This window comes from Enterococcus sp. DIV0800 (genome assembly GCF_050559735.1).
GTDB classification, from domain to species: Bacteria; Bacillota; Bacilli; order Lactobacillales; family Enterococcaceae; genus Enterococcus_A; species Enterococcus_A devriesei.
Genome location: NZ_CP187898.1, coordinates 1816485 through 1842946 on the forward strand (window position 1 = coordinate 1816485; position 26462 = coordinate 1842946).

26 protein-coding genes are annotated in these 26462 nt (G+C 40.5%); 11 read left to right on the top strand and 15 right to left on the bottom strand.

The genetic code is table 11. The features are described from left to right. Positions 1-112 precede the first annotated feature (112 nt). The 3 genes from IGI54_RS08865 (at position 113) to IGI54_RS08875 (ending at position 3661) form a co-directional block, all read left to right on the top strand. Positions 113-1510, top strand: coding sequence for a TrkH family potassium uptake protein (locus IGI54_RS08865; protein WP_216428378.1), 1398 nt, complete (start codon positions 113-115; stop codon positions 1508-1510). A gap of 119 nt (positions 1511-1629) precedes the next feature. Beyond that, on the top strand, positions 1630-2982 hold the full coding sequence (locus IGI54_RS08870; RefSeq protein ID WP_430620486.1) for a MurT ligase domain-containing protein: 1353 nt from the start codon (positions 1630-1632) through the stop codon (positions 2980-2982). Beyond that, on the top strand, positions 2975-3661 hold the full coding sequence (locus IGI54_RS08875; protein ID WP_430620487.1) for a type 1 glutamine amidotransferase: 687 nt from the start codon (positions 2975-2977) through the stop codon (positions 3659-3661). The genes IGI54_RS08870 and IGI54_RS08875 overlap by 8 nt, the downstream gene beginning before the upstream one ends. A gap of 46 nt (positions 3662-3707) precedes the next feature. On the opposite strand, the gene manA is transcribed toward IGI54_RS08875, so the two are convergent. Next, positions 3708-4658: a mannose-6-phosphate isomerase, class I gene (gene manA / locus IGI54_RS08880; protein ID WP_313629945.1), complete on the bottom strand. Its 951-nt coding sequence runs from the start codon at positions 4656-4658 to the stop codon at positions 3708-3710. A 25-nt stretch (positions 4659-4683) separates the two neighbouring features. Continuing rightward, positions 4684-5715, bottom strand: coding sequence for a serine hydrolase domain-containing protein (locus IGI54_RS08885; RefSeq protein ID WP_430620488.1), 1032 nt, complete (start codon positions 5713-5715; stop codon positions 4684-4686). Positions 5716-5866: 151 nt separating this feature from the next. Here IGI54_RS08885 and IGI54_RS08890 point away from each other — a divergent pair, with 151 nt between their 5' ends. Next, on the top strand, positions 5867-6220 hold the full coding sequence (locus IGI54_RS08890; protein WP_430620489.1) for a hypothetical protein: 354 nt from the start codon (positions 5867-5869) through the stop codon (positions 6218-6220). Positions 6221-6550: 330 nt separating this feature from the next. Here the strand turns inward: IGI54_RS08890 and IGI54_RS08895 are convergent, their stop codons facing one another. Next, entirely contained in the window at positions 6551-7372 is an 822-nt protein-coding gene (locus tag IGI54_RS08895) for a VOC family protein (protein WP_216428370.1), read from the bottom strand. A gap of 295 nt (positions 7373-7667) precedes the next feature. On the opposite strand from IGI54_RS08895, the gene IGI54_RS08900 reads away from it, so the two are divergent. Then, positions 7668-7976, top strand: coding sequence for a rhodanese-like domain-containing protein (locus IGI54_RS08900; RefSeq protein WP_071861036.1), 309 nt, complete (start codon positions 7668-7670; stop codon positions 7974-7976). Between the two features lie 107 nt (positions 7977-8083). Beyond that, entirely contained in the window at positions 8084-8704 is a 621-nt protein-coding gene (locus IGI54_RS08905) for an FMN-dependent NADH-azoreductase (RefSeq protein WP_430620490.1), read from the top strand. Between the two features lie 29 nt (positions 8705-8733). Here IGI54_RS08905 and IGI54_RS08910 read toward each other — a convergent pair whose 3' ends face one another. Together IGI54_RS08910 and IGI54_RS08915 are read right to left on the bottom strand one after the other, a co-directional pair. Further along, a complete protein-coding gene (locus tag IGI54_RS08910; RefSeq protein ID WP_071860783.1) occupies positions 8734-9897 on the bottom strand; it encodes an AI-2E family transporter in 1164 nt (387 codons plus the stop codon). A 12-nt stretch (positions 9898-9909) separates the two neighbouring features. Then, positions 9910-10254 (bottom strand): PTS glucitol/sorbitol transporter subunit IIA, encoded by a 345-nt coding sequence (locus IGI54_RS08915; RefSeq protein WP_071860782.1) that lies wholly within the window; start codon positions 10252-10254, stop codon positions 9910-9912. Positions 10255-10361: 107 nt separating this feature from the next. Between IGI54_RS08915 and IGI54_RS08920 the strand changes: the two genes are divergently transcribed. The 3 genes from IGI54_RS08920 to IGI54_RS08930 all read left to right on the top strand — a co-directional run bounded on the left by IGI54_RS08920 (position 10362) and on the right by IGI54_RS08930 (position 12258). Next, a complete protein-coding gene (locus IGI54_RS08920) occupies positions 10362-11381 on the top strand; it encodes a lactonase family protein (RefSeq protein WP_430620491.1) in 1020 nt (339 codons plus the stop codon). A gap of 22 nt (positions 11382-11403) precedes the next feature. Further along, positions 11404-11565: a hypothetical protein gene (locus IGI54_RS08925; protein ID WP_169818918.1), complete on the top strand. Its 162-nt coding sequence runs from the start codon at positions 11404-11406 to the stop codon at positions 11563-11565. 108 nt (positions 11566-11673) lie between these two features. Continuing rightward, a complete protein-coding gene (locus tag IGI54_RS08930; RefSeq protein ID WP_430620492.1) occupies positions 11674-12258 on the top strand; it encodes a hypothetical protein in 585 nt (194 codons plus the stop codon). Positions 12259-12346: 88 nt separating this feature from the next. On the opposite strand, the gene IGI54_RS08935 is transcribed toward IGI54_RS08930, so the two are convergent. From IGI54_RS08935 to groES, 9 genes are all read right to left on the bottom strand, one after another. Next, complete coding sequence (locus IGI54_RS08935) at positions 12347-12772, bottom strand: hypothetical protein (protein ID WP_071860779.1); 426 nt, start codon at positions 12770-12772, stop codon at positions 12347-12349. Positions 12773-12942: 170 nt separating this feature from the next. Next, positions 12943-15624, bottom strand: a complete 2682-nt coding sequence (locus IGI54_RS08940) for a cation-translocating P-type ATPase (protein WP_071860778.1) — start codon at positions 15622-15624, stop codon at positions 12943-12945. Positions 15625-15891: 267 nt separating this feature from the next. Continuing rightward, positions 15892-16656 carry a tRNA 2-thiocytidine biosynthesis TtcA family protein gene (locus tag IGI54_RS08945; RefSeq protein WP_216428363.1) on the bottom strand — a complete coding sequence of 255 codons (765 nt, stop codon included), beginning with the start codon at positions 16654-16656 and terminating at the stop codon, positions 15892-15894. A 15-nt stretch (positions 16657-16671) separates the two neighbouring features. Continuing rightward, a complete protein-coding gene (locus IGI54_RS08950; protein ID WP_430620493.1) occupies positions 16672-18477 on the bottom strand; it encodes an LTA synthase family protein in 1806 nt (601 codons plus the stop codon). Positions 18478-19043: 566 nt separating this feature from the next. After that, complete coding sequence (gene nadE / locus IGI54_RS08955; protein WP_313629954.1) at positions 19044-19868, bottom strand: ammonia-dependent NAD(+) synthetase; 825 nt, start codon at positions 19866-19868, stop codon at positions 19044-19046. 13 nt (positions 19869-19881) lie between these two features. Then, positions 19882-21354: a nicotinate phosphoribosyltransferase gene (locus IGI54_RS08960; RefSeq protein ID WP_430620494.1), complete on the bottom strand. Its 1473-nt coding sequence runs from the start codon at positions 21352-21354 to the stop codon at positions 19882-19884. A 143-nt stretch (positions 21355-21497) separates the two neighbouring features. Beyond that, complete coding sequence (locus tag IGI54_RS08965; RefSeq protein ID WP_071860773.1) at positions 21498-21857, bottom strand: DUF1827 family protein; 360 nt, start codon at positions 21855-21857, stop codon at positions 21498-21500. 233 nt (positions 21858-22090) lie between these two features. After that, positions 22091-23716: a chaperonin GroEL gene (groL, locus tag IGI54_RS08970; RefSeq protein WP_430620495.1), complete on the bottom strand. Its 1626-nt coding sequence runs from the start codon at positions 23714-23716 to the stop codon at positions 22091-22093. A gap of 21 nt (positions 23717-23737) precedes the next feature. After that, positions 23738-24022 (bottom strand): co-chaperone GroES, encoded by a 285-nt coding sequence (gene groES, locus IGI54_RS08975; RefSeq protein WP_071860771.1) that lies wholly within the window; start codon positions 24020-24022, stop codon positions 23738-23740. Positions 24023-24220: 198 nt separating this feature from the next. Between groES and IGI54_RS08980 the strand changes: the two genes are divergently transcribed. Further along, entirely contained in the window at positions 24221-24880 is a 660-nt protein-coding gene (locus IGI54_RS08980) for a CPBP family intramembrane glutamic endopeptidase (protein WP_216428355.1), read from the top strand. A gap of 66 nt (positions 24881-24946) precedes the next feature. Next, positions 24947-25567, top strand: a complete 621-nt coding sequence (locus IGI54_RS08985) for an NAD(P)-dependent oxidoreductase (protein WP_071860769.1) — start codon at positions 24947-24949, stop codon at positions 25565-25567. 61 nt (positions 25568-25628) lie between these two features. Here the strand turns inward: IGI54_RS08985 and IGI54_RS08990 are convergent, their stop codons facing one another. Further along, positions 25629-26441 carry an RnfABCDGE type electron transport complex subunit B gene (locus IGI54_RS08990; RefSeq protein ID WP_430620496.1) on the bottom strand — a complete coding sequence of 271 codons (813 nt, stop codon included), beginning with the start codon at positions 26439-26441 and terminating at the stop codon, positions 25629-25631. Positions 26442-26462 lie beyond the last annotated feature (21 nt).

The following is a 26462-nucleotide window of genomic DNA, read 5'->3' on the forward strand; positions in this document are numbered from 1 at the left end:
TTCGGTAAGCTGTTAGACGAGTTCCCACAGCCTTTCTCAGCGAAGCATGCTATACTATTTTTATTGTTAAAATTTTATTTCTTTCTACAAATTACTTGTTAAGGAGTTCTCCATGAATTTTGAACGACGGATCAGTTTTTTTAAAAAGAACTGGCGTAAACTAAACAATCGGTTTTCTTCAATTCAAATTATCGTTTTTTACTATTTAGCGATGACGATCTTGGCCTTATTTTTATTTAGCTTGCCAATTTTTCGCGAACCAGGGTCCCACGTTTCTTTATTGGATCTAATTTTTATGGCAATCTCAACGATTTCCGTGACGGGATTGACCACGATTGATATAAATTCCACCTTTAACAACGCTGGCGTGGTCATGCTGGAGGTGCTTTTTCATATTGGTGGCTTAGGGATCATGATGATTACCACTTTCTTCTTTATCGTTTCTAAGCGGCGAATTACCCTTAAACAGCGGCAGCTAATCATGACCGATATGAATCAACCCCGTCTGAGCGGAATCGTCAATCTGATTCGAATCACCTTTTCTATGCTGCTAATGATCGAAGTCATCTTCGGCACGCTCTTTTCCATTTATTTCTATTTAAAGGGCTATTACCATCGCATTGGTGAAGCAATCTTTTATGGTTTCTACCAAGCGATTTCAGCGGTGACCAACTCAGGCTTTGACGTGACTGGGGACTCGATCATTCCATTTTCTCACGATGCCTTTTTCATTCTTACGATCATGCTGTTGATTTTCATCGGTGGGATCGGTTTTCCGGTCTTAATGGATTTTCATGGTTGGCTTTACCACAAACGGTCAAAATCAAAAATTCCTTTTCGGTTTAGCTTATTCTCGAAGATCGCCCTACTCGCTTTCTTTGTACTATTTATTGGCGGAACGTTAGCGATTTGGCTTTTAGAAAAAGACCATAGCTTCGCTCAGATGAATCTGTTTGATCAATGGCTGAACTCTTCCTTTTATTCCATGACGACGAGAAACGCCGGCTTGCAGATCCATGATCTGAATATTTTCCAGAATACTACCTTGATTATTTTTTCTTTATTGATGTTCATTGGCTGTTCACCAAGTTCGGTCGGTGGTGGGATTCGTACGACGACTATCGCTATTATCGGCTTATACCTGTATTCCTTCTTAAAAAATGAAAATGACATCAATATTTTTGGACGCAAGATCGCCCAAGAGGATGTGCGAAAATCGGTGGTCGTCTTTATGCTCTCCGCCGGCATGTGTCTCTTTAGCATTCTCTTTCTGACCGCCACTGAAGATCATTCCTTGATCTCGATCATTGTCGAAGTGACTTCCGCTTTCGGAACAACCGGGCTTTCATTAGGCATCACTCACGACTTGTCTAATACAGGAAAAATTATGATTGCCATCTTAATGTTTATTGGACGCGTCGGTATGCTTTATACGTTGATGCTTTTCGTACCAAAAGAAACCCGGGACTTAGGTTATGAATTTCCTGAAGAAAAGATTATTATTGGTTAGAAACTCGATTTTCTACTGGATTTATAGACGGAAAGATTAAGAAAAGGAAAAGCTGTTTAAAATTTTTTTTCAAATATGATAAGATGAATTAAATTTGTTAGAGACATGGAGGATGTGCGATGGGTTTACGAAGTCATCTGGCGATTGCCGCCGGAAAGACCGCGCAATGGGGATTAAAAACTTTCTTTAAAGGTGGATCAAGCTATCCCGGGCAATTAGCTTTAAAGTTAGATCCCAATATTTTAGATACATTAGTGAAGGATTACAAAGTCGTCGTCGTCACTGGAACAAACGGGAAGACATTGACCACGGCCTTGACTGTTAATATTTTAAAACAGGAATTTGATTATGTTTTGACAAATCCCACCGGTGCCAACATGGCCCAAGGAATCGTCTCGACTTTCTTAAATGCCAAAGGCAAGAAAGACGATAAAAAAATTGCCGTTCTTGAAATCGATGAGGCAAGCCTAAGCAAGGTTACGGAATATATCAAACCTGAGCTGTTCTTATTCACCAATATTTTCCGCGACCAAATGGATCGCTACGGTGAAATCTACACTACTTATAAATTAATCGTTGATGGAGCGGCAAAATCACCACAGGCCCCCATCTTGTGTAACGGTGATTCGCCAATCTTTAATTCATTGGAAACCATCAACCCTAAAAAATATTACGGCTTCGATCATTTGCCAGATAAAGAGCAAGACGCTCACTATAATACGGACGGTTTACTTTGTCCAAAATGCCAACATATCTTGAAATATAAAATGATCACTTATGCTAACCTTGGAAAATATTATTGCCCTAACTGCGGCTTCCACCGTCCTGAATTGGATTACAAATTAACTGAAATGAAGGCCATGGACAATCAATCCTCTGAGTTTGTGATTGACGGACAAGAGTATAAGATCGAAGTTGGTGGCATGTATAATGTTTACAACGCATTGGCAGCAACGGCGGTAGCGGAATATTATGGTGTCCCGCAAGAAAAAATCAAACGCGGCTTAGGCTACGATGAAAAAGTTTTTGGGCGGCAAGAAGAGTTTGTAATTGACGGTAAAAAATGTACGTTAGTCTTAGTCAAAAATCCTGTTGGTTTGAACCAAGTGATCGATATGATTGGTTTAGCACCCTATCCTTTTTCATTAGTTTCATTATTGAATGCGAATTACGCCGATGGAATCGACATCAGTTGGATCTGGGACGGCAATCATGAAGCCTTCGCTGAAATGAATGTACCGGCGGTGATTGCAGGTGGCGACCGCCACACCGATATGGCTTTACGTTTCCGGGTTGCAGGTATTCCTGACGACAAGCTGACCGAGACAGAAAGCTTGACGGAAACCATTGAAAAGATCAAACTATTGCCGACGGAACACGTGTATATCTTAGCGACGTACACCGCTGTCTTACAACTACGGAAAGAACTAGCCCAAAAAGGCTACATTGATGGAGGTATGGATCGTGGCTAATTACGAATTGAACTTAGCACATTTATACGGCAATTTACTCAACACTTACGGGGATAACGGAAATTTATTGACCCTGAACTATTATGCAAAACAAATGGGTATCGAGCTAAACTCGGAAATCGTCAGCATTTATCAAGACTTTGATCCTGATAAATATGACATGATCTTTTTCGGCGGCGGTCAAGATTACGAGCAAATGATCGTCTCAAAGGATATCCAAGAAAAAAAAGCTGCACTGAAAGAATACATCGAAAATGATGGCGTCATGCTAGCAATCTGCGGCGGCTATCAATTATTAGGCCATTACTATGTGGGTGCCGACGGTCAAAAAATTGAAGGCATCGGCGCGTTGGATCATTACACATTAAGCCAAGACAATCACCGCTTTATCGGTGACATCGAGATCCATAACCAAGAATTTGGCGAGACTTATTACGGCTTTGAAAACCATAACGGCCGCACCTTCTTAGGTGAAGGTGAGCGTCCGCTTGGTACGATCGTCAAAGGCAATGGCAATAATGGCGAAGATCAAGGCGAAGGCGTCATTTATAAAAACGTCTATGGTTCTTATTTCCACGGACCGATCTTAGCTCGGAATAAATCTTTAGCCATTCGCTTGCTTCACACTGCCTTAAAAAATAAATACGGCGAAGAAGTTGAACTACCGGAAATCGCTTAAAAAAAAAGAATCATCCGCAATTTTGCGAATGATTCTTTTTTTATTCTTATTTTGTTCCCGGCGTTGAAGCTATGATCTTCATTTCGCCTTCGACTTTCCATTCCGTAATTTCCGCTGGTAAGATGCAGCTTGTGCCAGGCTTCATTTCATAGCTCTGGCCGTCAACGATCAAATTGCCATAGCCTTCGATCACAGTCACTAACGTATAGTCACCGGATTTTTTCAACGAAAGTTCACCGACAACATCCCATTCATAAACATTAAAGAATTCGGTCTTTAGGTAAGTGATTACAGAAGATGTGCCTTTTTTGCTTTCCGTCACTTCTAACTCAGGGCTGATTGCTGGGACGGTCGTTACATCGATCGATTGCTGAATGTGCAATTCACGCGTATTTCCTTGATCGTCTTTGCGATCGTAGTCGTATACCCGATAAGTCGTATCAGAGCTTTGTTGGGTCTCCAAAATCATGATGCCTTTTCCGATCGCGTGGATGGTTCCACTTGGTACATAGAAAAAGTCTCCCGCCTTAACCGGCACACGGCGTAATAAATCATCCCACCGACCTGCTTCGATCATTTCTGCTAACTCTTCACGAGTCTTGGCATTGTGACCATAAACAATTTCTGAGCCGGGCTTCGCATTAATAATATACCAACATTCGGTCTTACCTAATTCGCCTTCGTGTTTTAAGCCGTAGCTGTCATCTGGATGAACTTGGACAGATAGATCATCTTCCGCATCTAAAATTTTTGTTAATAATGGGAAAACATCGCCTTCAGCGTTACCGAACAGTTCCCGATGATTTTGCCAAAGCTCACTGACGGTTTTGCCTTTGTGTGGTCCGTTCTCTACGATACTTACCCCATGAGGATGTCCGCTGATGGCCCAATCTTCACCGATCTTGTCGTTTGGGATATCAAAACCGAAAACGGTGTGGAGTTGATCCCCACCCCAAATTTTTTCTTGAAATACGGGTTTTAAAAATAATGGTTCCATGAGTTATTACTCCTTCTAACTATCGTTATTTTTGATAAATGTTGCTTCGTTCCTTTAAATAGCAGGCTAAAATTTCATCACGCTCCGCTACATAACGAGCTCGATGATCTTCTAGATGAACACGATTTGACAAAAAAATAAAGGCCGATTGCTTTATTATATCCAACATCAGAAATGTCCCTGTGTAGCCAGTGTGAAAAAGCAACGGTGCTTGATCTTTCGGACTGAATTTCAAATCCCAACCTAGCGAACGCTCGCCAGCTTTCGTTGGTGTCTGATCCTTTAGCAATTCACGAATTGTCTTGTCATGTAAATAAATTTTATCCTGAACTCGACCAAGATTCAAATACATTTTTGCAAATTTACTTAAATCTTTCAGATTCGTAAACAGTCCTGCGTTGCCAGCATGTTCCGCTAAAATGCGCGCCTTCGGATCATGAGTAATCCCCTTTAGAATCCTTCCATCACTTTGCTTTTGCGTCGGAACGATTCGATCATAAGATGGTTCTGGTAAAAAAAGACTCGCTGACATCTGTAACGGCTGTAGCACTTCTTGCTTGAAAACCTCGATCACGTCTTTTTGATAGAGCTCTTCAATCAGAAAACCAAGCAAAATCGTTCCCGCGTCCGTATATTGGACAACTTCTCCAAGCCGCTCACCCGGTTCTAATTTCAGATAAGCCTCTCGTAATTCTGCCGCATTCAGTTGATTACGATTGGGGATATAAGTCTGGATATCTGATGTATGAGTCAATAAGTGACGCAACGTAATTCGGCGATTTTGAAAATTCGGCAATAAGTCATGCAGCGGTTGATCCCAAGTGAGCTTGCCTGCTTCAAAAAGTCTCAGCATGACAGTCGTAGTACAGACAACTTTGGTTAGCGATGCCACATCGAAAAGAAAATCTTCTGCCATTGGGATGACGGTCGGTTCAATTTGCGCGTTGCCTAGTACCTGTACTTCTTCTTGCTGATCTTCGATGAATTGAAAAACCGCACCGGGAAAAATCTTCTGCCTCATCTTTGCTTCAATTAAGTGACGTGTCTCTGGATACATCTCAGCCCCTCTTTCAAAAATAGTTCCCCAAAAAGTATAGCACAATCAGAAAACGAAAACTTTTGAACCTTTAAAAAATATGAATCTCCCAAACCAGAATTTTCCTGTAAAATAAGCAGAAAGAAATCCTATTTTAAAAAGGAGCAAAAAAATGAAGCAAAGAATGAAGCAGTTGCTTGCCCGTTTTTGCCAGCCGCAAAGATGGCTCATATTTCTCGGTTCGTTTTGTTTACTCTGGGGATTGCAGACATTCATTTCAGATTTGCGGATTCAAGTCGTCGGTCTGTTTGTTATTTTTGCCGCCTGCAGCCTTTTCATCTATCACTATACCGACGATTTTCCCGAAAAAGGGATATTTTCCAAGCCGCTGTATAATCTGGTTAGCTTTTTGATTTGTCAGGCCTTCCTCTGTTTGATCCTCTATGTCACTAATGACGGTGAAAAGCTTCAATTGCTTGACTTTCCTATTGTTTATTTTCAACTCTTAGTGCTTTTTCTATTATAGTCTTTGAGAAAGGCTTTCGCGAACTCGCTCAGCTTTTTGCCAGTTTTTCTTCTCCTTTATTGAGATTAGAAAAATGGTATGCATAACGACAATTAGAATCATTTTTCGCGTTTTTGGAAAAATGATTCCCTAATTAGGAGTCAGCTAAGCAATAAGAACAAACGATTTCTAAATTGTTTCTCAAATTTCGAAATCGTTTTGCTTATTGCCGATAAAGCTAGTTCGTGAATCCGAACATGGCTAGACCTGCTGTAAAGCGATTTATTCATATGAAAACTTTATACCTTCTTTATAAATCAAAAAAAAGCCGCGATTGCTCGCGGCTTTTTACTATTTCAATACAAACCACCATTCAAGTCCAGCTGGATCGTAAATCGTAATCAATGATTGCTTCTTATCACGGAAATATTCCCGCTCTTTCTCGTCCAAGTGGCTGCTTAATTCCGTCAGCATTTCTTTTGAAACAAGAAATTGTAAAAAGTCTAATCCTAAAACTTTGTCCGTTGGTTCATCAATCGTTCCACCCGTAGCAACAGTTAAACCAACATTAAATTCGCCGCGGTTTAAAAGCAGCTCTTCTTCAGTCTCATCATGAACCTCTAAACCTAAAATATCCGCCAAAAATTCCTGCTGACGAGCTAGATCACTAATATTCAAATGGATCTTGTCAAAATAAGCGTCGTGGATTTTCTCGCGTTTTGTCGCCTTTTTTTCTAATTCCTTAAAATCAAGACTGATCGGTTCCGCCGTTGAACGTTCATTACTAGGAGCGTAAAAGATTTCAATTTCATTTCCCTCAGGATCTTCAAACAGCAAGCCCTTTTCAGCATCTGCCTGTAAAGCAGACTTCACGGGATATTTTTCTTTTTCCGCACGATAGTAAACGTTCGCTAATTCTTCAATATTCGGTACAACCAATGAGACACGCTGCATTTTTTTGATTTCTCCACGATGTTCACTTGCTCGTGGGCTTTCTTCCAACCAAAGCAATTCGCTAGCTGGATCTTTGTATCCTAAAATCGCTAATTCGTTTTCTTCCCGCAACAAATGTAAACCAATGATATCACGATAAAAATGAATCATGCCGTCCCGATCTTTCACACGAATGGCGATTGTTTTTAAATTAAGTTTCCCTAAATGAAAATTATCCATGGTCGTCTTCCCTCCGTCACTTCTATTTTAACGAGGGAATCTGAATCACGCAAGTGAAACCTATTGCTGTCGAACGTTTAGAGACCTTCCTTTTTCAGCAGGCTAAACTTTAATAAACTCTTCAATCTACAGAAAAATTTGATCTTTTGAAACAACTAGGTCATTTTTGAAAATTTTTCGAGTATTTTCTTTTATATTCGTCAAATTGAATAAAAAAATACTGGATAACACTTGTAATCGCAGTACAAATAGATTAAATTGAAATCTATATTAAGAAAGAAAAGGTTTTGAAAAAATGAATAACTCAGTAACTACAAAAGAATTTATGTCGCTTGCCGCAAAAGAATCCGTGGATGTTTTAGACTTAAGAGACCCTGAATTTTATGATAGCTTTGATTTATTGAAGGGCTCCAGTGTCCTGCAAATTCCTTTGACTCAATTACCGAATCAATTAGGCCAATTAAACAAAGGTAAAACGTATTACCTTTTCACTCAATTTGGCGGTCGTTCAAAAACAATGGCGCAATTTTTAAGAGATCAGGGCTACCAAGTCATTAATGTCATTGGTGGAGCCTCAGCTTATCAAAAATATATGGCAAGCTAATCAAAAAGTGAGCGTTTCGATTATTTCGAGCAGATAAATTGCGCATTATAACTTTTTTGTGTAGGATTGCCAATAGTAAAAAGTAAATATTATAAGGAGTGTTCGTCGTGGCAAATGTTTTAGTCGTAAATGCCCACCCGTTATCAGCAGAAGATTCACAAACTGTTACCATTTTAGATACATTTATTGAGGAACATCAATTACGTCATCCGGAAGATGTTATCACTATGCTGGATTTGTATTATACTGATCTACCTGAAATTGATGGTGATCTCTTATTAGCTTGGAAAACCTTGCAAAAAGGTGCTGAATTCACTGATTTAAGTGACGCCCAACAAGAAAAGGTTCGAATTTTTAATGAATTCACTGATCAATTTTTAGCAAGTGAAAAAATTGTTATTGCAAATGCTTTATGGAATTTGAATATTCCTTCAAAATTAAAATCTTGGTTCGATACAATCAACGTTGCAGGTAAAACGTTTAGATATACTGCCGAAGGACCTGTTGGTTTAATTACTGATAAAAAGGCAATCCATATCCAATCAAGTGGTGGTACATATAATGGGCAAGATTTTTCAGCACAATATGTCAAAGGAATCTTGAATTTTATCGGAATCACTGATTTTGATTCTATTTATATCGAAGGTGCCGATTATGCTCCTGAAAAGGCCCCTGAAATTATGGCCGCAGCGAAGGAAAAAGCAAAAGTTTTAGCCGCACAATTTTAATCTATCCACATTGTAAAAAGGACCCTCGATCATTGATCGACAGGTCCTTTTTCTTCGTTTTCATATAAGGGAGATACACGCTTATACCATTCAAATACGTGGATCACGACCACTTTTGCAACCGCATAAAATGGGATCCCCAAAATTACACCAGAAATTCCAAAAATTTTCCCCGCCGTCAATAAGACAAACATGATCGTTACTGGATGTATTTCTAATTGATTGCCTAAAACTAATGGTGAAACAATTCGTCCTTCGATTGTTTGCTCAATCGCAAAAACAATGATCACCTTCACAAGCATGAAAGGACTCGTGACAATCGCAATAAAAATGACTGGAATCATCGCTAAAAAGGAACCTAGATAAGGAACCAAATTTAAAAAGCCAGCTAAGATCCCTAATGTGATCGCGTAATTCAATCCCGCAATGGAAAAACCAATGATGAACATCACTGCCACGGTAAAGGCCACAGTCAATTGCCCTCGAATATAAGAAGCCAGCTGCGAGTTCATTTCCGTCAATACCCGTAACGTCGGCTCTCTCGTCTTATCTGGTAAAAATTTGAGCAAATACGGGGCCAGTTTGTCGCCATCCTTCAATAAGAAAAAGAGAATGATCGGTGCTGTAACTAAAGCAATCACGACGGTCGCCAATGTAGAAACAACACTGCCTAATCCTTGCAACGTTACGCGAGAAACATTTTGCGTAATCTCCGTCAAAGATTCTAATAATTTTTGCAAACTGCTTTCAATATGTTCTTGGAAGGGTTGAAATGATCGATCTTTAAAGATTTCATTTGCTTTGTCTGTAATCGTATCGAAGTAGCCAGGCATACTTTTAATCAACGATCCGACTTGCTCCCGGATCATCGGCACGATCACAACGATGCCCCAAGCAATCAATGCGACAACGACAATGAATAGTAAAATAATTCCGATTGATCGCTTGATTCCCTTACTTTCCAAAAAGTTTACGACCGGATTCATTAAGTAATACAAAATTCCGGCGATCACTACTGGTAACCCGACGATCGCGAAAAATTGCCCTATTGGTTCAAAGAGATAGGAAACCTTTGTAAATACTAACGTAATCAATAGGAGCAATAAAACGATGATCAGGGCCACCACCACTTGGCTATTTAAAAACCATTTCCAAAACCACGAGGTGCGTTCACCTAATTTCTTTTTATCCATACTCTCACATCCCTACTGAAACGTAATCTTCATTCCGACTTCTAATTCTGGAAGTTTTTCTGGACTCACATAGACCGCATTCGCAATTGTTCCAACTTCTGCTTGAAAGAAAATCGTCGCGTGACCGATCTCATTTAAATTTTGATTCGCCACCGGGCCCACGCCCTGCACTTGATAGCTTTGGTCGCCAAAAATGATGCGACTGCCTGCTTTTAATGCAATCGTCTCATCGCTGATTTTTTTTTGAACGACAGAGACATCCAACAAATCTGGTGTGATGGTTTCACCAAAAAGTACGATAATATTTTCGTCATTAACTGCTTCTTTGCCAATTTGAGTTATTTCCGTTACTGTCATAATTCACGCTCTTTCTTAGTTTATTTTCCAATTATATCACAAAGTTAGCGCTATCCAAGAAGGAATAAACTTGCTAAAATAGGAGGTACATTGAAGGAGGTTTTCAAATGATTCAAAAGATAATCTTAGGAACATATACACGCCGTGTAAGTGAGGGCATCTATCAAATCGAATTAGATACTACCACTGAAACGCTGAACAATTTGCAATTGGTTACTAAGGAAACGAGTCCTACCTACCTTGCCAAAAGCAAAGAAAACTATCTGTACTCTGTAACAAGTCATGAAGGCGAAGGCGGCGTCTCTAGTTATGATCCGCAAAGCAAATTATTAAACATCGTAACAGAAGAAGGTGCGCCTCCTTGTTACGTTGCCGTAGACGATAACCGACAATTAGTCTATGGTGCCAACTACCATAAAGGTGAAGTAAATACTTACGCCATCCAAAACGATGGCTCACTAAAAGCAGTTGCTTCTATTATCCATACAGAGCCAACTGGTCCCCATAAAAACCAAGATCATGCCCATGCCCATTACAGCGATTTGACTCCTGATCAGCGGCTAGTTGTTTGTGACCTTGGAACAGATCGCATTTATACCTACGATGTCGCTAAGACAGGCGAAATTGAAGAGGTCGCAGTTTATGTGGCTGAACCTGGTACGGGGCCACGTCATCTTGTTTTCCATCCGAATAAAGCATTGGCCTATCTGTTTGGTGAATTAGACAGCAGCGTAAGTGTCTTAGAATACGACAAGACTGATGGCAGCTTCACTCAAAAACAAAAAGTTTCAACCTTACCAGCAGATTTTGACGGCGAAAACGGCGGTGCAGCCATTCGAATCTCAACCGACGGACGCCACTTGTATGCATCAAATCGTGGCCATAACTCCATCGCAGTCTTTGCCATTGATGAAGCCGGAACGACGATCGAAATGATCCAATCCATCTCAACAGAAGGCGATTTCCCTAGAGATTTCGCTTTAAGTTCCGACGATGCCTATGTAGTAGCTGCCAATCAAAATAGCGACAACCTAACTTTATACCGTCGCGATGCTGAAACTGGCCTTTTAGCCATGATCCAAAAAGATGTCTACGCGCCAGAAGCCGTTTGCGTATATTTTGATTAAGTCAATTTGAGAGGATTCTGAAATGAATAAAGAAGAAGTCATCGAGCGGCTAAAAAAAGACTTGGACTTGCCGAATTTTAAAGGCCGGCTTGAGGAAAAAGAGTACACCGAAGAAGAATATCAAAAAATCAAAAAAGATCTGAATGACTATTTCGAAGATTACGTAAGAAATATCGAGATCTAAAAGTCTGAGGCCCACGTGAATACTTCGCGCGGACCTCAGCTTTTTTATTTTATGTGTATGATTCTATTGAGTATGTTAAAAAAATTGATTTAACTACCATTGGCTAGATTGATTTATGGAATTCATTTTGCGAAACCCACGAAAAATGCGTTTAACTCTCATCACGCATACGATTCCACTAGTCCCGCTAAAACTCGCAGGCGACTCAATAAAAAAGAAAGTAAATTTTTTCAAAATTTACGCTCATTCTCGTCGACATATCATTTTTCTAACCTGCTGAAGCAGGAAGAAAAACTGACAGCTAGTTCAAATTTTGGAATGCATTTTGCGAAACCCACGAAAAATGCGTTTAACTCTCATCACACATACGATTCCACTAATCACGCTGAAACTCACAGGCGACTCAATAAAAAAGAAAGTAAATTTTTTCAAAATTTACGCTCATTCTCGTCGACATATCATTTTTCTAACCTGCTGAAGCAGGAAGAAAAACTGACAGCTAGTTCAAATTTTGGAATGCATTTTGCGAAACCCGCAAAAAAGTGTTTGATTCTCACCGCGCATACGATTCCACTAATCCCGCTGAAGCGTGAAGTGGAACTCGCAAAAAAAGCACCGATCGGCAAATCGGTGCTAAAGGAGTATTACCTAAATGCAATGAAAAAGAAAAGGTTGTTATTGGTTATGAAGTAATCATACCTGATTCTTTCTCTGCTGTATTTAAAATAACGTTATAATAAAATTAAAAAACCTTTGTTGTGTTTAAAATTTATATTGTTTACTATTTCAATAACAGATTTGTAATTTTTTGAATCGTTTTATAGATTATATCGGTTGCTTCATCTTGTTTTTTTTCAGCTGCGTTGAATGCCTCTTCGTTGACTTCTGGCAACAAGCTATCGGTCATTTCTTGGCAACCGGCAACATATTGAACATACGCCTTCTGGAAGCTCTTATGATTTCCCATTACTTTAGCCGGTGGTTTCATCATACCGATTTTTTCTAAATTCAATTGGTAAAAATGAGTGCCTTCCTCGAATAGGTCATGAATCTCTGACAAACGTTCCTCATCAAATTCGTTGATTTTCTTTTCGTCTAACGCTTTTCGAATTTCTTCATAGCTTGGGTGTAAACGTTCACCCATTTTTTCTGTATTTTGAACGATTTCGTTAATTTCTCCAGCGTAAAAGCCTGTATTTGGTCGCATTCTTATATTCCTACTTTCTTTGGTATGATACTTCCATTTTACTGATTTTCTTACATTATGCAAAGCGGTTATGAAAATATTTAGAATCACCCATCATACCCGTTTTGAAAAAATCCATTAAAAAAAGCGGGCAAAGCTGACAATCCGTCAAGCATTACCCGCTACATTAACTAATCTTTATTTTTCATTGCTCCACGTTGGAAGGCTTTTACGATCTCAACGATTGGAATAATCGCAAAGGAAGCACCGATCACGATTCCCCATTGATATAAATCTAGATGAGCCACCCGGAAAACGTCATTCAGTCCTGGCACGACAATGATCACCATCATCAAAGCGAAGGATAATAAGATCGCCCAGTTAAAGCTCTTATTGCGGAATGCTCCGACTTTGAATAATGATTGATGAACAGACTTCACGTTAAAGGCATGGAACAATTGCATCAAGCCTAAAGTTGCAAAAGCCATCGTCAACGCATCTGAATGAACTTCAGCGTAGGCAGTATGAACCGGCCACTGAATCGCTGACCAATAGACGAATAATACAGTAGCAGCTTCTAAAATCCCTTGATAAATAATACTTGAGAAAACACCGCCAGAGAATAAGTTTGAGCTGCGACCGCGAGGCTTATGCTGCATCAAATCTTTTTCGGCCGGCTCCATCCCAAGTGCAATCGCTGGGAAGGTATCGGTCACTAGGTTAATCCATAATAAATGAATCGGCAACAAGGTGTCCCAACCAAGTAAAGTCGCAATAAATAGGGTTAAGACTTCCCCAAGGTTAGCAGCTAGTAAATATTGAACCGCTTTTTGGATGTTCGAGAAGACTTTCCGTCCTTCTTCAACGGCCACGACAATCGTCGCAAAGTTGTCATCGGCAAGAACCATATCAGAGGCACCTTTGGAAACTTCTGTTCCAGTGATCCCCATGCCGATGCCGATATCCGCTTGTTTCAAAGCAGGCGCATCATTGACACCGTCACCGGTCATGGCAACGACCTTGCCTTCTTTTTGCCAAGCTTTAACGATCCGAACTTTATGTTCCGGCGACACACGAGCATAAACAGAATAATGTTCCACTTTTTGCGCGAACTCTTCATCGGACATTTCGTTTAATTGGGCACCCGTTAAAACGGACGCATCGTCCCCTTTTTCAATGATGCCTAAACGAGCAGCGATGGCTTCTGCCGTATCTTTGTGGTCTCCAGTGATCATGATTGGACGAACACCAGCATCTTTTGCTACTCGTACCGCTTCAGCTGCTTCAGCACGCTCTGGATCGATCATGCCGACAAGTCCTGCGAAAATCAAATCATTTTCAATGACTTCCGCTTCCAATTCAGCTGGAACTTGATCAACATACTTATAAGCCATTCCCAAGACACGCAACGCTTGTTGAGCCATGTCTTTATTATTCGCTAGAATATCTTGTTTTTCTTTTTCAGTCATTGGTACGACTTGACCGTTTAACAAGATTTGTGACGCTCGATCCAATAAAACATCAGGCGCTCCTTTGACAGCAACCAAAATTTTACCTGCTGCTTCTTCATGGAGCGTACTCATTAATTTACGATCGGAATCAAATGGCAGCTCTGCCACGCGGGGTTGTTCGGCTACTTTTTCACGGACATCAAAGCCGTTGTTCAACCCAAATTGAACCAGTGCCGTTTCCGTTGGATCTCCAATCAAGCTACCGTCTTGGGCAATTTTTGTATCATTGGCATAGTTCATGACTTTCATCGCCATGCTATCTACAGGCACTTCACCATTTGCGTCATATTGATGATTGTCGACGTATAATTTTTCCACCGTCATTTGGTTCAAAGTCAACGTACCGGTCTTATCTGAGGCGATAATGTCGGTTGAGCCCAAGGTTTCAACGGCTGGTAATTTACGAATCACCGAGTTTCGTTTGGCCATGACTTGTGTTCCTAAAGCCAGAATAATCGTTACAATCGCTGGCAGGCCTTCTGGAATAGCGGCAACGGCTAATGAGATTGAAGTCAATAACATATCGACCCAAGAGGTGTCATTAAAGACCGTTCCAACGAAAAACATCACCACAGCGATAATAATAATTGCTAGGGTTAAAAATTTACCTAATTGGTTCAAATTGTTTTTTAGCGGTGTCTCTGTTTCATCAGCTTGAGCCAACATCCCGGCGATTTTTCCGACTTCAGTCGTCATTCCGGTATTGACTACCACACCTTTTCCGCGACCGTAAGTGACATTACTATTTGAGTAAGCCATATTGACACGATCCCCGATACCAACCTCGCCTTCGTTAATGACGATTAGCTCTTTTTCAACGGGAACAGATTCACCAGTCAAAGCCGCTTCTTCGATCTTTAATGAAGCCACTTCGATCAATCGTAAATCAGCAGGTACCACATCACCGGCTTCTAGCATCACGATATCTCCCGGTACAAGCTCAGTCGATTTGATTGAGCTGACATGTCCATCTCGAAGCACATTGGCATTCGGCGTTGACATTTCTCGTAACGCTTCGATCGCTTGCTCCGCTTTTGACTCCTGCACGACACCCATCACCGCGTTAATAATCACTACCGCTAAGATAATGAATGAATCGACGACTTCGTGGGAAACGACCGCGGAAATCACCGCTGCAAATAACAAGACGATAATCATTAAATCCTTGAACTGTTCAAAGAACCGCACAAGCATACTTTTCTTTTCGCCTTCTTCTAACTCGTTCAAACCAAATTCAGTTAAACGCTTTTGCGCTTCCGCTGAAGTCAATCCTTCTTCAGTCGTTTGAACTTCTGCTAAAACCTGGTCTGTTTCTTCTGTGTAGAAAGGTTTTATTAGTTGTTGCTTTTTTTCCTCTGACATCTTTTTCCTCCTTATTCAATCCGAATGACACCAGAATCTAAGTTCAATGGACATTCTTTTTATTCGTGTTTCTGTTGGAAGTAAAAAAAAAGGACTTGTGTATGCGAAAAACACATACATAAGTCTCACTATTTAAGACAACACCAGAAATATTCTTTCTTGTTGGTGGCGTTGCCACAGCGATCGCTGCTAGTTACTCCCTCATGAATACAAGAGAAATTATATCATGAGGAAAGAGAGAAATACAGTCTTTTATTCTGGAACCCATCAATTTAAAAGGCTTTCATGACAGGTTTTTACCCAGAAATCTTCAGCAGATCCTTGCTCCATGCCCATTATGAATTTTTCCCGAATCGCTGGGTACTCTTGAGCCAAATTGGTCACGAGTTTTTTGATCTCTTCTCGCTTAGTTTTTTTATCCACAGGACACGGATTAAAAATCACCGGCAGCTCCTCGCGTTTCACAAAACGGATAATTTGTTTTTCTTCCAAATAGATCATTGGCCGGATCAGTGTTACTTTTGTCTTCGTTAAATAGCTTTTCGGTTCAAAGCTGTTCAGTCGTCCGTGAAACAAAAAGTTCATAAAATAGGTTTCAAGGGCATCATCCACGTGATGACCTAACGCCACTTTTTGACAACCCAATTCGCTGGCGCGATTATATAAAATCCCGCGCCGCAGCTTGGCGCAAAGAGAACAAGGCGATTTTTCTTCACGAATCTCAAAGACCACCTTAGCGATATTCGTCGGAACAATTTCAAGTTCATAACCCATGCTTTCCACAAATTCCTGCATCGGCGTAATATCGCAATCCTCAAAGCCCATATCAAGTGTGATCGGCACAATCTCAAAATCAAAACCTAAGCGACGTTGACGGCGGATGCGATCTAGCAATACCAGTAAGGTCGTGCTGTCTTTGCCGCCGCTCATACCGATCGCCACTTTGTCGCCAGGCTCGATCATCTGATGATTTAAAATTGCGCGCCGCATTGGATTGTAATAACTCTGATTGTCTTTCTTTTTAAATGACATAGCTGCTCCTTCATTCTAGTCAAAGAAATTCTCCTTCAAACTATACTGTTTTCCCGTCGTGATATCATACTGAATCATTTGATAGTCTTGGTAAATTTTCTCCTGCTTTTGATTCAATTTGACTTCTTTATTCCAATTCCCCGCTTGGTAATACATACCTTTTTCAAAAGCTGGAAGCTCTTTTTGTAAATGAACCAATAGTTCTTGGAAGCCAGTCATTTGCAGGCGTCCTTGCTGGAACAGATCTGCGCCAAAATAAAAAGGACTCGTGACCGTTCGTTGATTATTCAATTGATGACGATTGTCATACATTAAAAATTCGGTCTCATGTAAGCGTGGTCCTTGATTTTTCGCCTGAATCTCGTCTGAGTAGATCCCCGGCAAATGATCTCCCCAAAAAACTACTAGCGTCCGCTCTGGCAGATCATCTAATTTTTTTAGAAAGGCTTGCAGCGCTTGACTGCTGTATGCAATGTCCTGCATATAACTACGCAAAGCGGTGGTATTCTCTCCACGAGCCAGATAAGGCAGTTCGCTGTATTTATTTTCATAAGGCATATGGGTCTGCATCGTGACCAAATGAAGAAACTGCGGTTTTTCCTGATTCGTCAAATGATCGTAAACTTCATTATAGGCCGCCTCATCTGAAATATACGGATTGTCTTCGATCTTAGCTTGATGCTTCATCGTTTCTTCATCTAAAAATTGATCGAAGCCAAAAGTTTGATACACATCTTTACGTTTATACATCGATGTATTGTAAGGATGAATCGCAGTCGTTTGGTAGCCTCTTTTTTCCAACGTGCTGACCAATGAAGGAAAACGCTCGAACTTCGGTACTAGCATCGTATACGGGGTAGACATTTGTGCATTGAACAATTCCATTGAAAAACCAGTCAATGCTTCGAATTCAATATTAGCCGTCCCACCGCCATAATTTTGCGACAACATTTGGCCGCTATAAGTTTGATCCGCGACTCCACGATATGCCTGTAAAGGATCGCCACCTAAGATTTCCAACCCCTTCAAACGACTAGGATCAGAAAAGCTTTCACTCATGACATACACAATATTCGGCTTGTCGGTCGTTGTCTCTGATTCAGCCGGTTGATAGCTTTTAGTAATTTTTTTGATCGCACTCGCTGAATAGCCTTGTGGCTGATTCATCGCTTCCACCGGTAAGTTATACAAAAAGCCACCCATAAAGCCGGTATTGTAGTAATTCATTTTTTGACTATAAGGAATCCACAACGCGGTTTGATTGTAAGCTTTACGTAAAAGATTGTTTTGATTATTGAAACCACCAATATAAAAAAGCAAGCCGCTCGTTAATAGAAAGATACCGACTCGCACCCATTGTCGCTGTTTTTTTAAGCGAATACTTTTTTTCAAACTCACTAAAATCAAAACCACGCCAGCGGCTAACAGTAGCAAGAACAAAAGAAATAAAGGCGTGCTGATCATATCCCGGATCATGCCAAATTCGATCACCATTTTCAAATCATTGGGATAAATTGGCTCCATTCGATAGGTCATTTTTAAATAATTAGCGATCCCGATCCCAATCAGCAGTAGCGAATAAAAAAGCCCGCCAATCCGTAAAGACCCCAAGAAGCTACTGATCCAGCCAAAGAAGATCAATAATACCAAACATCCCAAGAAAAATTTTTCCGTATGCCAAGAAAACGCGAATTTAAAAGCTAAGTCAAAGGAAAAATCATTTTGTGTTAATTGTAAAAATAAATTTGAACAAATAATAAACAGGACTACACCTAAAACTTTTCCCACTAGCCCCCAAGGAATCTTTCGTATTTTTTCCATAAGTCGCTCCCATCCATGAATCACTAGGTATTTTAACGAGAATTCAATAGAAAGTAAAGGAGCTGAAAGGAATCTACTTTTATTTTAAATGAATAAATAGTTTGCGATTGGTGGACGGGAAAAATTATCTTCGTGTACATTTCTAGCCGCTAAATAAAAAGCCGACTTCGCAATTTAAAAAAAGTATTTCCCGCACAGAGCAAAAAGTTGGACTGACAGCTAACTCAGACAATAGAATTCTTTTTTCGGAAACCACGAAAAATTTTTTTATCTTCGTACGCATATCATCCAACTAAACTACTCACTTCATAATTCAAATAAGCAATGATCGTGCGCCTGAACTCAATATCTTGCGAAAAGTTGGACTGACAGCTAGTTCGTTTTTAAGTGTTTATTTTTCAAAAACCGAAAAATAATTTCTATTCTCGCTGCGCATATCATCCAACTAAACTACTCACTTCATAATTCAAATAAGCAATGATCGTACACCTGAACTCAATATCTTGCAAAAAGTTGGACTGACAAAAATAAGCTTAGCGGGGAATCATCCCTACTAAGCTTATTGATTATTTCCAAAAATCATCAAAGACGGAAATTGGTAAATGGCGTTTGTGTTGGGTTTTATTCCACCAATTTTCAATCGTTGTTTGGGCTTTTGGATCAATATTTTTTCCTTCAAGGTAGTCATCAATATTGTCATACGTGACACCTAAGGCGACTTCATCGGCAACTAATGGCTTGCCATCTTCTAAGTCGGCGGTTGGAACCTTCAAATACAACGCTTCATCGGCGCCTAGCTCTTTCAGCAGCATTTTCCCTTGCCGTTTGTTCAAGCGGAACAACGGTAAGATATCCGCTCCGCCGTCGCCAAATTTAGTAAAGAAGCCAGTCACATTTTCTGCGGCATGGTCCGTACCCACTACGGCTCCTTGATTGTCACCAGCGATACCGTATTGAGTGATCATCCGTTGCCGTGCTTTGATATTGCCTTTATTGAAGTCGCTGATTGTGATACCCGCTTCTTCAAGTGCAGCGACTTGCGCATCGACCGCTCCTTTGATATTTACCCGTAAGCTGACATCGGGTTGGATAAAGTCCAAGGCTCGTTTCGCGTCCGCCTCATCAGCTTGCTCGCCATAAGGCAAACGAACAGCAATAAATTTATAGCTATCGTCATCAGTCTCAGCTCGTAGTTCTTCAATCGCTAATTGCGCTAGACGACCTGCTAATGAAGAATCTTGTCCGCCACTGATTCCTAACACAAGTGTTTTTAAAAAAGGATTTTTAGTTAAGTAAGCCTTCAAAAATTCAATGCTCGTCCGAATCTCAGCTTTAGGATCGATCGTCGGTTTTACACCTAGTTCTTTAATAATCGTTGTTTGTACTGTCATAAACTATCAACTCCTAATCGTCTTGCTGCATTTTCTTCACAGAATTGCGAACTTGATCCATGATTTTATTTTTATGGTTCCAGCAATCTGTCGAAAGGTCCACTGGATATTTTTGCGGATTCAAATCACGTTTATATTCTTCCCACAATGAATCCAAGCTATCTTTGGCAGTTTGTTTCACCACTTCCAAATCTGGCAATTCATACACCAATTTCCCATCGACAAAAATATCTTGTAAAATTGGCCGTGCTTCGAAATTACGCACCGTCTTATTGATGTAGGTGTAGACCGGATGGAACATGAAGATTTCACTTTCATCTCGTGGGTCTTCATCCCACAAAGTCACATAATCTCCTTCTGATTTGCCGTCAGAATTACGGGTGATCCGCCAAACTTGTTTTTTACCTGGTGTCGTGACTTTTTCAGCGTTGCTGGAAAGCTTGATGGTATCCATCATTTCACCCTTCTCGTTTTCGATCGAGACAAGTTTAAAGACTGCGCCTAATGCCGGTTGGTCGTAAGCGGTGATCAGTTTAGTTCCTACACCCCAAACATCAATCTTCGCATGCTGCATTTTCAAATTCAGAATCGTACTTTCATCTAAATCATTTGAAGCATAGACTTTCGCATCAGGAAAACCAGCTTCGTCTAATTGTTGGCGGACGCGTTTAGAAATGTACGCCATATCGCCGCTGTCGATACGAACACCTAAGAAATTAATCTGGTCCCCCATTTCTTTCGCCACTTTGATGGCGTTTGGAACACCTGAATTTAACGTATCATAAGTATCCACTAAAAAGACACAATCACGATGCGTTTGTGCATAGGCTTTAAAGGCATCATAGTCATTGCCGTAAGATTGGACTAAAGAATGGGCGTGGGTCCCACTGTCAGGAATACCAAAAATCTTGCCTGCTCGCACGTTACTAGTAGCATCTGCTCCACCAATGTAAGCTGCTCGTGTCCCCCAAAGCGCCGCATCTAATTCTTGCGCCCGCCGTGTTCCAAATTCTAATAAGGGATCATCGCCAATCACAGATTTAATTCGGGCTGATTTCGTAGCGATCAACGTTTGGAAATTAACAATATTTAACAACGCTGTCTCAACTAGTTGGCATTGTAATAATGAACCTTCCACTTGAATGATCGGCTCATTACTAAAAACCAACTCGCCTTCGATCGCTGAACGTACGGTACAAGTGAATTTAAACTCTCGCAGGTAATCAATAAAAGCATCTGGATAGCCTTCGACCTCTTTTAAATACGCTAAATCACTTTCACTAAAGCTTAATTCTTCCAAATAATTAACCAATCGTTCCAATCCCGCAAAGATGACATAACCGTTATCGAATGGCATATTACGGAAATAACATTCGAATACCGCATGAAGATCGGCACGTCCAGTCTCCCAATAGGTTTTCATCATATTGATTTGATAAAGGTCCGTATGGAGGGTCAAACTGTCATCTTCGTACAACTTTTTCATAATCATGCTCCTTATTTGTTTTAGTAATCTAAACTATTTTAAATATTATATCACAAGAGGAGCTAACTCGGGATTACAAGCTTTCCTGACCAAAGCTTGCATTCATAAAAAAAAAGAAAGACCGCCAGTCTTTCTTTTCGAAACTATTGTTGTGGAACTTGGTATTCTATTGCGATAATGTCTTTGTAGCTTTCCTTCGGCCGCATGCCAGCTTCTAAGATTTGTTTTTTATAGCCGACATCAACAGTTACCGCTTGACGATCAACTTTCAATAAGCGATGAATAATCGTATCTACCTCTTGATGACTGATCTTCCGCTGGCGATTCAAAAGTAACAACGTGATCGTGTCAAAGCGATCTGCGTAAATGATTTTTGTCCGGTCATAGGCATACAATTTCAATAATTTGATTGCCTTACGATTATTAAACATATGCTGCATAAGATTTGGATACAGTGTTTCTAAATTTACATTGCTATTTAAAGGTGTCTCAATTAATTTCATACAATTAGCTCCTTTGATATTTTATTCATCGTCAACAGTCTAATTTTAACATAGGAATGGAAGCATTTTTGATAAACAAAAAGATTTTTTTCCTAAAAAATAAGTAAAAAACCATGATTATTTTTTAAACGCTCGAACATAATCGTTCACTTTCAAAAAAAGCACTAACGACCAATCAAAGAGCAAAAAAGCATCACCGGAATTTTCCGATGACGCTAAATTATTCGGCTATGCTACATCATGCCACCCATCATTGATGGGTCCATTGCAGGGGCTGCCGCGCCACCTTCAACCGGTTTGTCAGCAACAACTGCTTCAGTTGTTAATAATAGTGCTGAAACAGAGGCTGCATTTTGCAATGCTGAACGAGTTACTTTCGTTGGGTCAACGATTCCGGCATCGATCATATCAACATATTCACCAGAGGCTGCATTGAAACCAGTGCCACGATCAGCATTTTTCAATTTGTCGATAACGACTGAGCCTTCAAAGCCAGCATTTTCAGCGATTTGACGAACGGGTTCTTCTAATGCTCGAACCACGATCTTGATACCAGTAGCGGCATCGCCTTCAGCATCTAAATCTGCGACCTTCTTAATCACGTTGACTAAGGCAGTACCACCGCCGGCAACGATTCCTTCTTCAACAGCCGCACGAGTTGAATTCAAAGCGTCTTCGATTCGTAATTTTAATTCTTTTAATTCTGTTTCAGTCGCCGCACCAACTTTAACGACGGCAACTCCGCCAGCAAGTTTTGCTAGACGTTCTTGTAATTTTTCACGGTCAAAATCAGAAGTTGTTTCACTGATTTGACGTTTAATTAATTCTACGCGTTCAGTCAAGCGTTCTTTGTCACCTGATCCTTCAACGATCGTAGTATTGTCTTTATCAACAACGACTTTACCAGCTGTCCCCAAGTTTTCGATTGTAGCTTCTTTAAGATCTAAACCTAAGTCTTCAGTAATGACCGTCGCACCAGTCAAGATCGCGATGTCTTCAAGCATTGCTTTGCGACGATCGCCAAAACCAGGAGCTTTCACTGCCACAACGTTAAATGTTCCACGGATCTTGTTCAAGACTAAGGTTGGTAATGCTTCACCATCAACATCGTCAGCGATGATCAATAATGAACGGGATTGTTGCAACACTTGTTCTAACAATGGCAAGATATCTTGGATGTTCGAGATTTTCTTGTCGGTGATCAAGATGTATGGATTTTCTAAAGCAGCTTCCATTTTATCGTTGTCAGTTACCATATATTGAGATAAGTAACCTCGATCGAATTGCATCCCTTCAACAACATCTAATTCTGTATCGATCCCTTTAGATTCTTCAATGGTAATAACGCCATCGTTACCAACTTTTTCCATTGCTTCAGCGATCAATTTACCGACTTCTTCACTGCCAGATGAAACGGCCGCAACTTGTGCAATAGCATCTTTTGAGTCAACGACTTTAGAAATGCTGTGTAATTCTTCAACAGCTGCTTTGGTTGCCATTTCGATCCCGCGACGAATTCCCATTGGGTTTGCGCCGGCAGTCACGTTTTTCAAGCCTTCACGAACGATTGCTTGAGTCAAAACGGTGGCTGTAGTTGTTCCGTCACCAGCGATATCGTTGGTTTTTGAAGCAACTTCAGAAACAAGCTTAGCGCCCATGTTTTCAAAGTGGTCTTCTAATTCGATATCTTTTGCGATAGTGACCCCATCATTTGTGATCAATGGAGAACCATATGATTTTTCTAAAACAACATTACGTCCTTTTGGCCCTAATGTTACTTTCACTGTATCTGCTAATTTGTCTACCCCACGAAGCATTGCTGCGCGTGCGTCTTCAGAAAATTTGATTTCTTTTGTCATAATTTCTTCACCTCATTATTTTTATTCGACGATTGCCATAATATCTTTTGCAGCGATAATCAAGTATTCACTGCCGTCATATTTTACTTCTGTCCCAGAATATTTTTCAAACATTACCATATCACCAACAGCTACTGGCATTGGACTTTTTTGACCGTTTTCTAGTACATTGCCTTCACCGACAGCGACAACTTTTGCTGTTTGTGGTTTTTCTTTGGCTGCAGAAGCTAAGACTAAACCTCCAACTGTTTTTTCTTCTTCTTGAGTTACTTCAAGAATGACACGATCACCTAATGGTTTTAACACGATAAATCCCTCCAACTAGTAATGATATTCAAGTTGTTAGCACTCGATAACTTAGAGTGCTAACTCACAGTTATTATCATACTCATTTTCGATTCTTTTTGCAAGTCCTTCGTTTGTCTTTTTCGATTTTTCTCCCGCTAAGTTTTTATAGGAATTATGGTATACTTGGGAACAATAAGAGTTTAGAAAGGAAAAATAATGAACGCAAAAAAATATAGCTTTATTACGATCTTTACTTATGGCTTAGTTTTGTTCTCGCCCGTGATCTTTTTGCAAGTCTTTCGCGCAAATCCCTCGCAAATTATTCAGCTGACAACGTTGACTTATTTCTTAGGGGCGGCGTTGATGATCTTTTATCGTTACAAGTCTCAGCTCTTCGGCATCGAGTCTCAACAAAAAAAAGTCCTGATCGCCATTTTGATTGGCATCATTGGTATACCGGCTTCGCTACTCTTGCAAATGCTTATTTTGCAAATTGAGCAGCGCTTCCTAGGTCAATCCGCTACTTCTCAAAATACGCAAAATATTGTGGATTTGATCATGAACAATATGGTCTTCATTTTCGCTACTACTATCGCTGGTCCAATTATGGAAGAATTCGTTTTCCGGCGTGCAATTTTCGGATCACTAGAAAAAAGATTCGGCTTTCTCATTCCAGCACTACTCAGTTCGCTGTTGTTTGCCTTCGCCCATAACGATGGCCACTATCTTTTGTATGCGGGGCTGGGCTTCTTATTCTGCGGCATGTATCGTTATAGCGGACGAATTTGGACCTCCATGATCACCCATGTCGGTATGAACTTATTAGTGATTCTGACCCAGCTCGCTGTTCATTCAGATAAGTTGATTCAGCACTAATCTTTTGCCTTTTTAGAAAAACCTCCTTAAACTGATATTAAGCAATCAGTTTAAGGAGGTTTTTTGATGAAAGTAGCAATTATTGGTGCTACCGGCAATGCCGGCTCACACCTATTAAAAGAAGCGCTGAATCGTGATTTAGCGGTAACTGCGATCGTGCGCCATCCAGAAAAGTTAGAAGTAAAGGTTCCTATTTTAGTCAAAGATTTATTTGAATTAACAACACAGGACCTAACTTATTTTGATGTTGTCATTGATGCCTTTCGCCCACCGGTGGGCAAAGAATTTCTGCATCAAACTTCATTACGCCATCTAACCGACTTGTTAAAGGGCAGTCAAACGCGTCTACTAGTCGTTGGTGGAACATCCTCTTTGTTCGTTGATGAGGAGCATCGCATGATTGATCTTTCTGATCCTAACGCAGTTTACTATCCAACAGCCTACAATATGTACCAAGCATTTCTTGAGCTAAAAGAGCAGCAAGATTTAGACTGGACTTATTTAAGCCCTGCCGCAAATTTTATTCCTGACGGTGAACGAACCGGTCAATATCAAGTTAGTGATGAATATTTACGAAAAAATGCTGCTGGAAAAAGCGAAATCAGCATGGCCGATTACGCGGTCGCAATGATCGATGAAGTGATCACGCCAAAACACGAGAAAGAGCACTTCAGCGTTTATCATTAATATCCCTAAAAATGGAAGGAGCATCTTCAACCAATCGAGGATGCTCCTTCCATTTTTGCGATTAACTGTGAACAACTTTCTTTTTAGTCATCTCTACAATACAATTTTGCGGACAAATTTCTACGCACTCGCCACAATTAATACAGAGCTCCGGATCAATCACCGCTACATTGTTGACCATTTTGATGGCTTTTTGCGAACAGGTCTTCACACAACGATTACAAGTAATACAGCCGACATCACAGATTTTACGTACTCCTCCGCCTTTTTCCTGATTAGAGCAAGCCACGATCGAAGTATTTTCGGCGGGCAGCATCTTGATTAAGTTTTTCGGACATACCGCGATACACTTTAGACAACCGACACATTTTTCTGAATCAATCTTCGCGATCCCATCCACTACTTCGATCGCATCATAATCACAGACAGTCTGGCAATCACCAAAGCCCATACAGCCAAATTGACAGGCTTGCGGACCACCAAAGATTTGATTGGCACCATAACAAGTACTCGTTCCTGCATAATCCATTTTCTTATTCGTAAATTCGCACGTTCCATTGCAACGAACAAAGGCGGCGACTCTATCTACCTCTCCAACTTCTACACCTAAAATCGCGGACAAAGCTGTCCGTGTGGAGGCTCCGCCAGGTGTACAGTTGGTTGCGCCGGCCTGGCCTTGCGCCATGGCTTTTGCATACCCATCACAACCGGAAAAGCCGCAGGCCCCGCAGTTAATCCCGGGCAACGCTTCTCTTAGTGCTTCTTCTTTCTCATCGACTGGCTTATGAAAAATGATCGTGGCTAGTGAAAGGATCACTCCTGCGATCAATCCCATTCCACTGACGATACCAATGGGTAACATGATCTCCGTCATTTACGTCCCCCCTATTTTGTC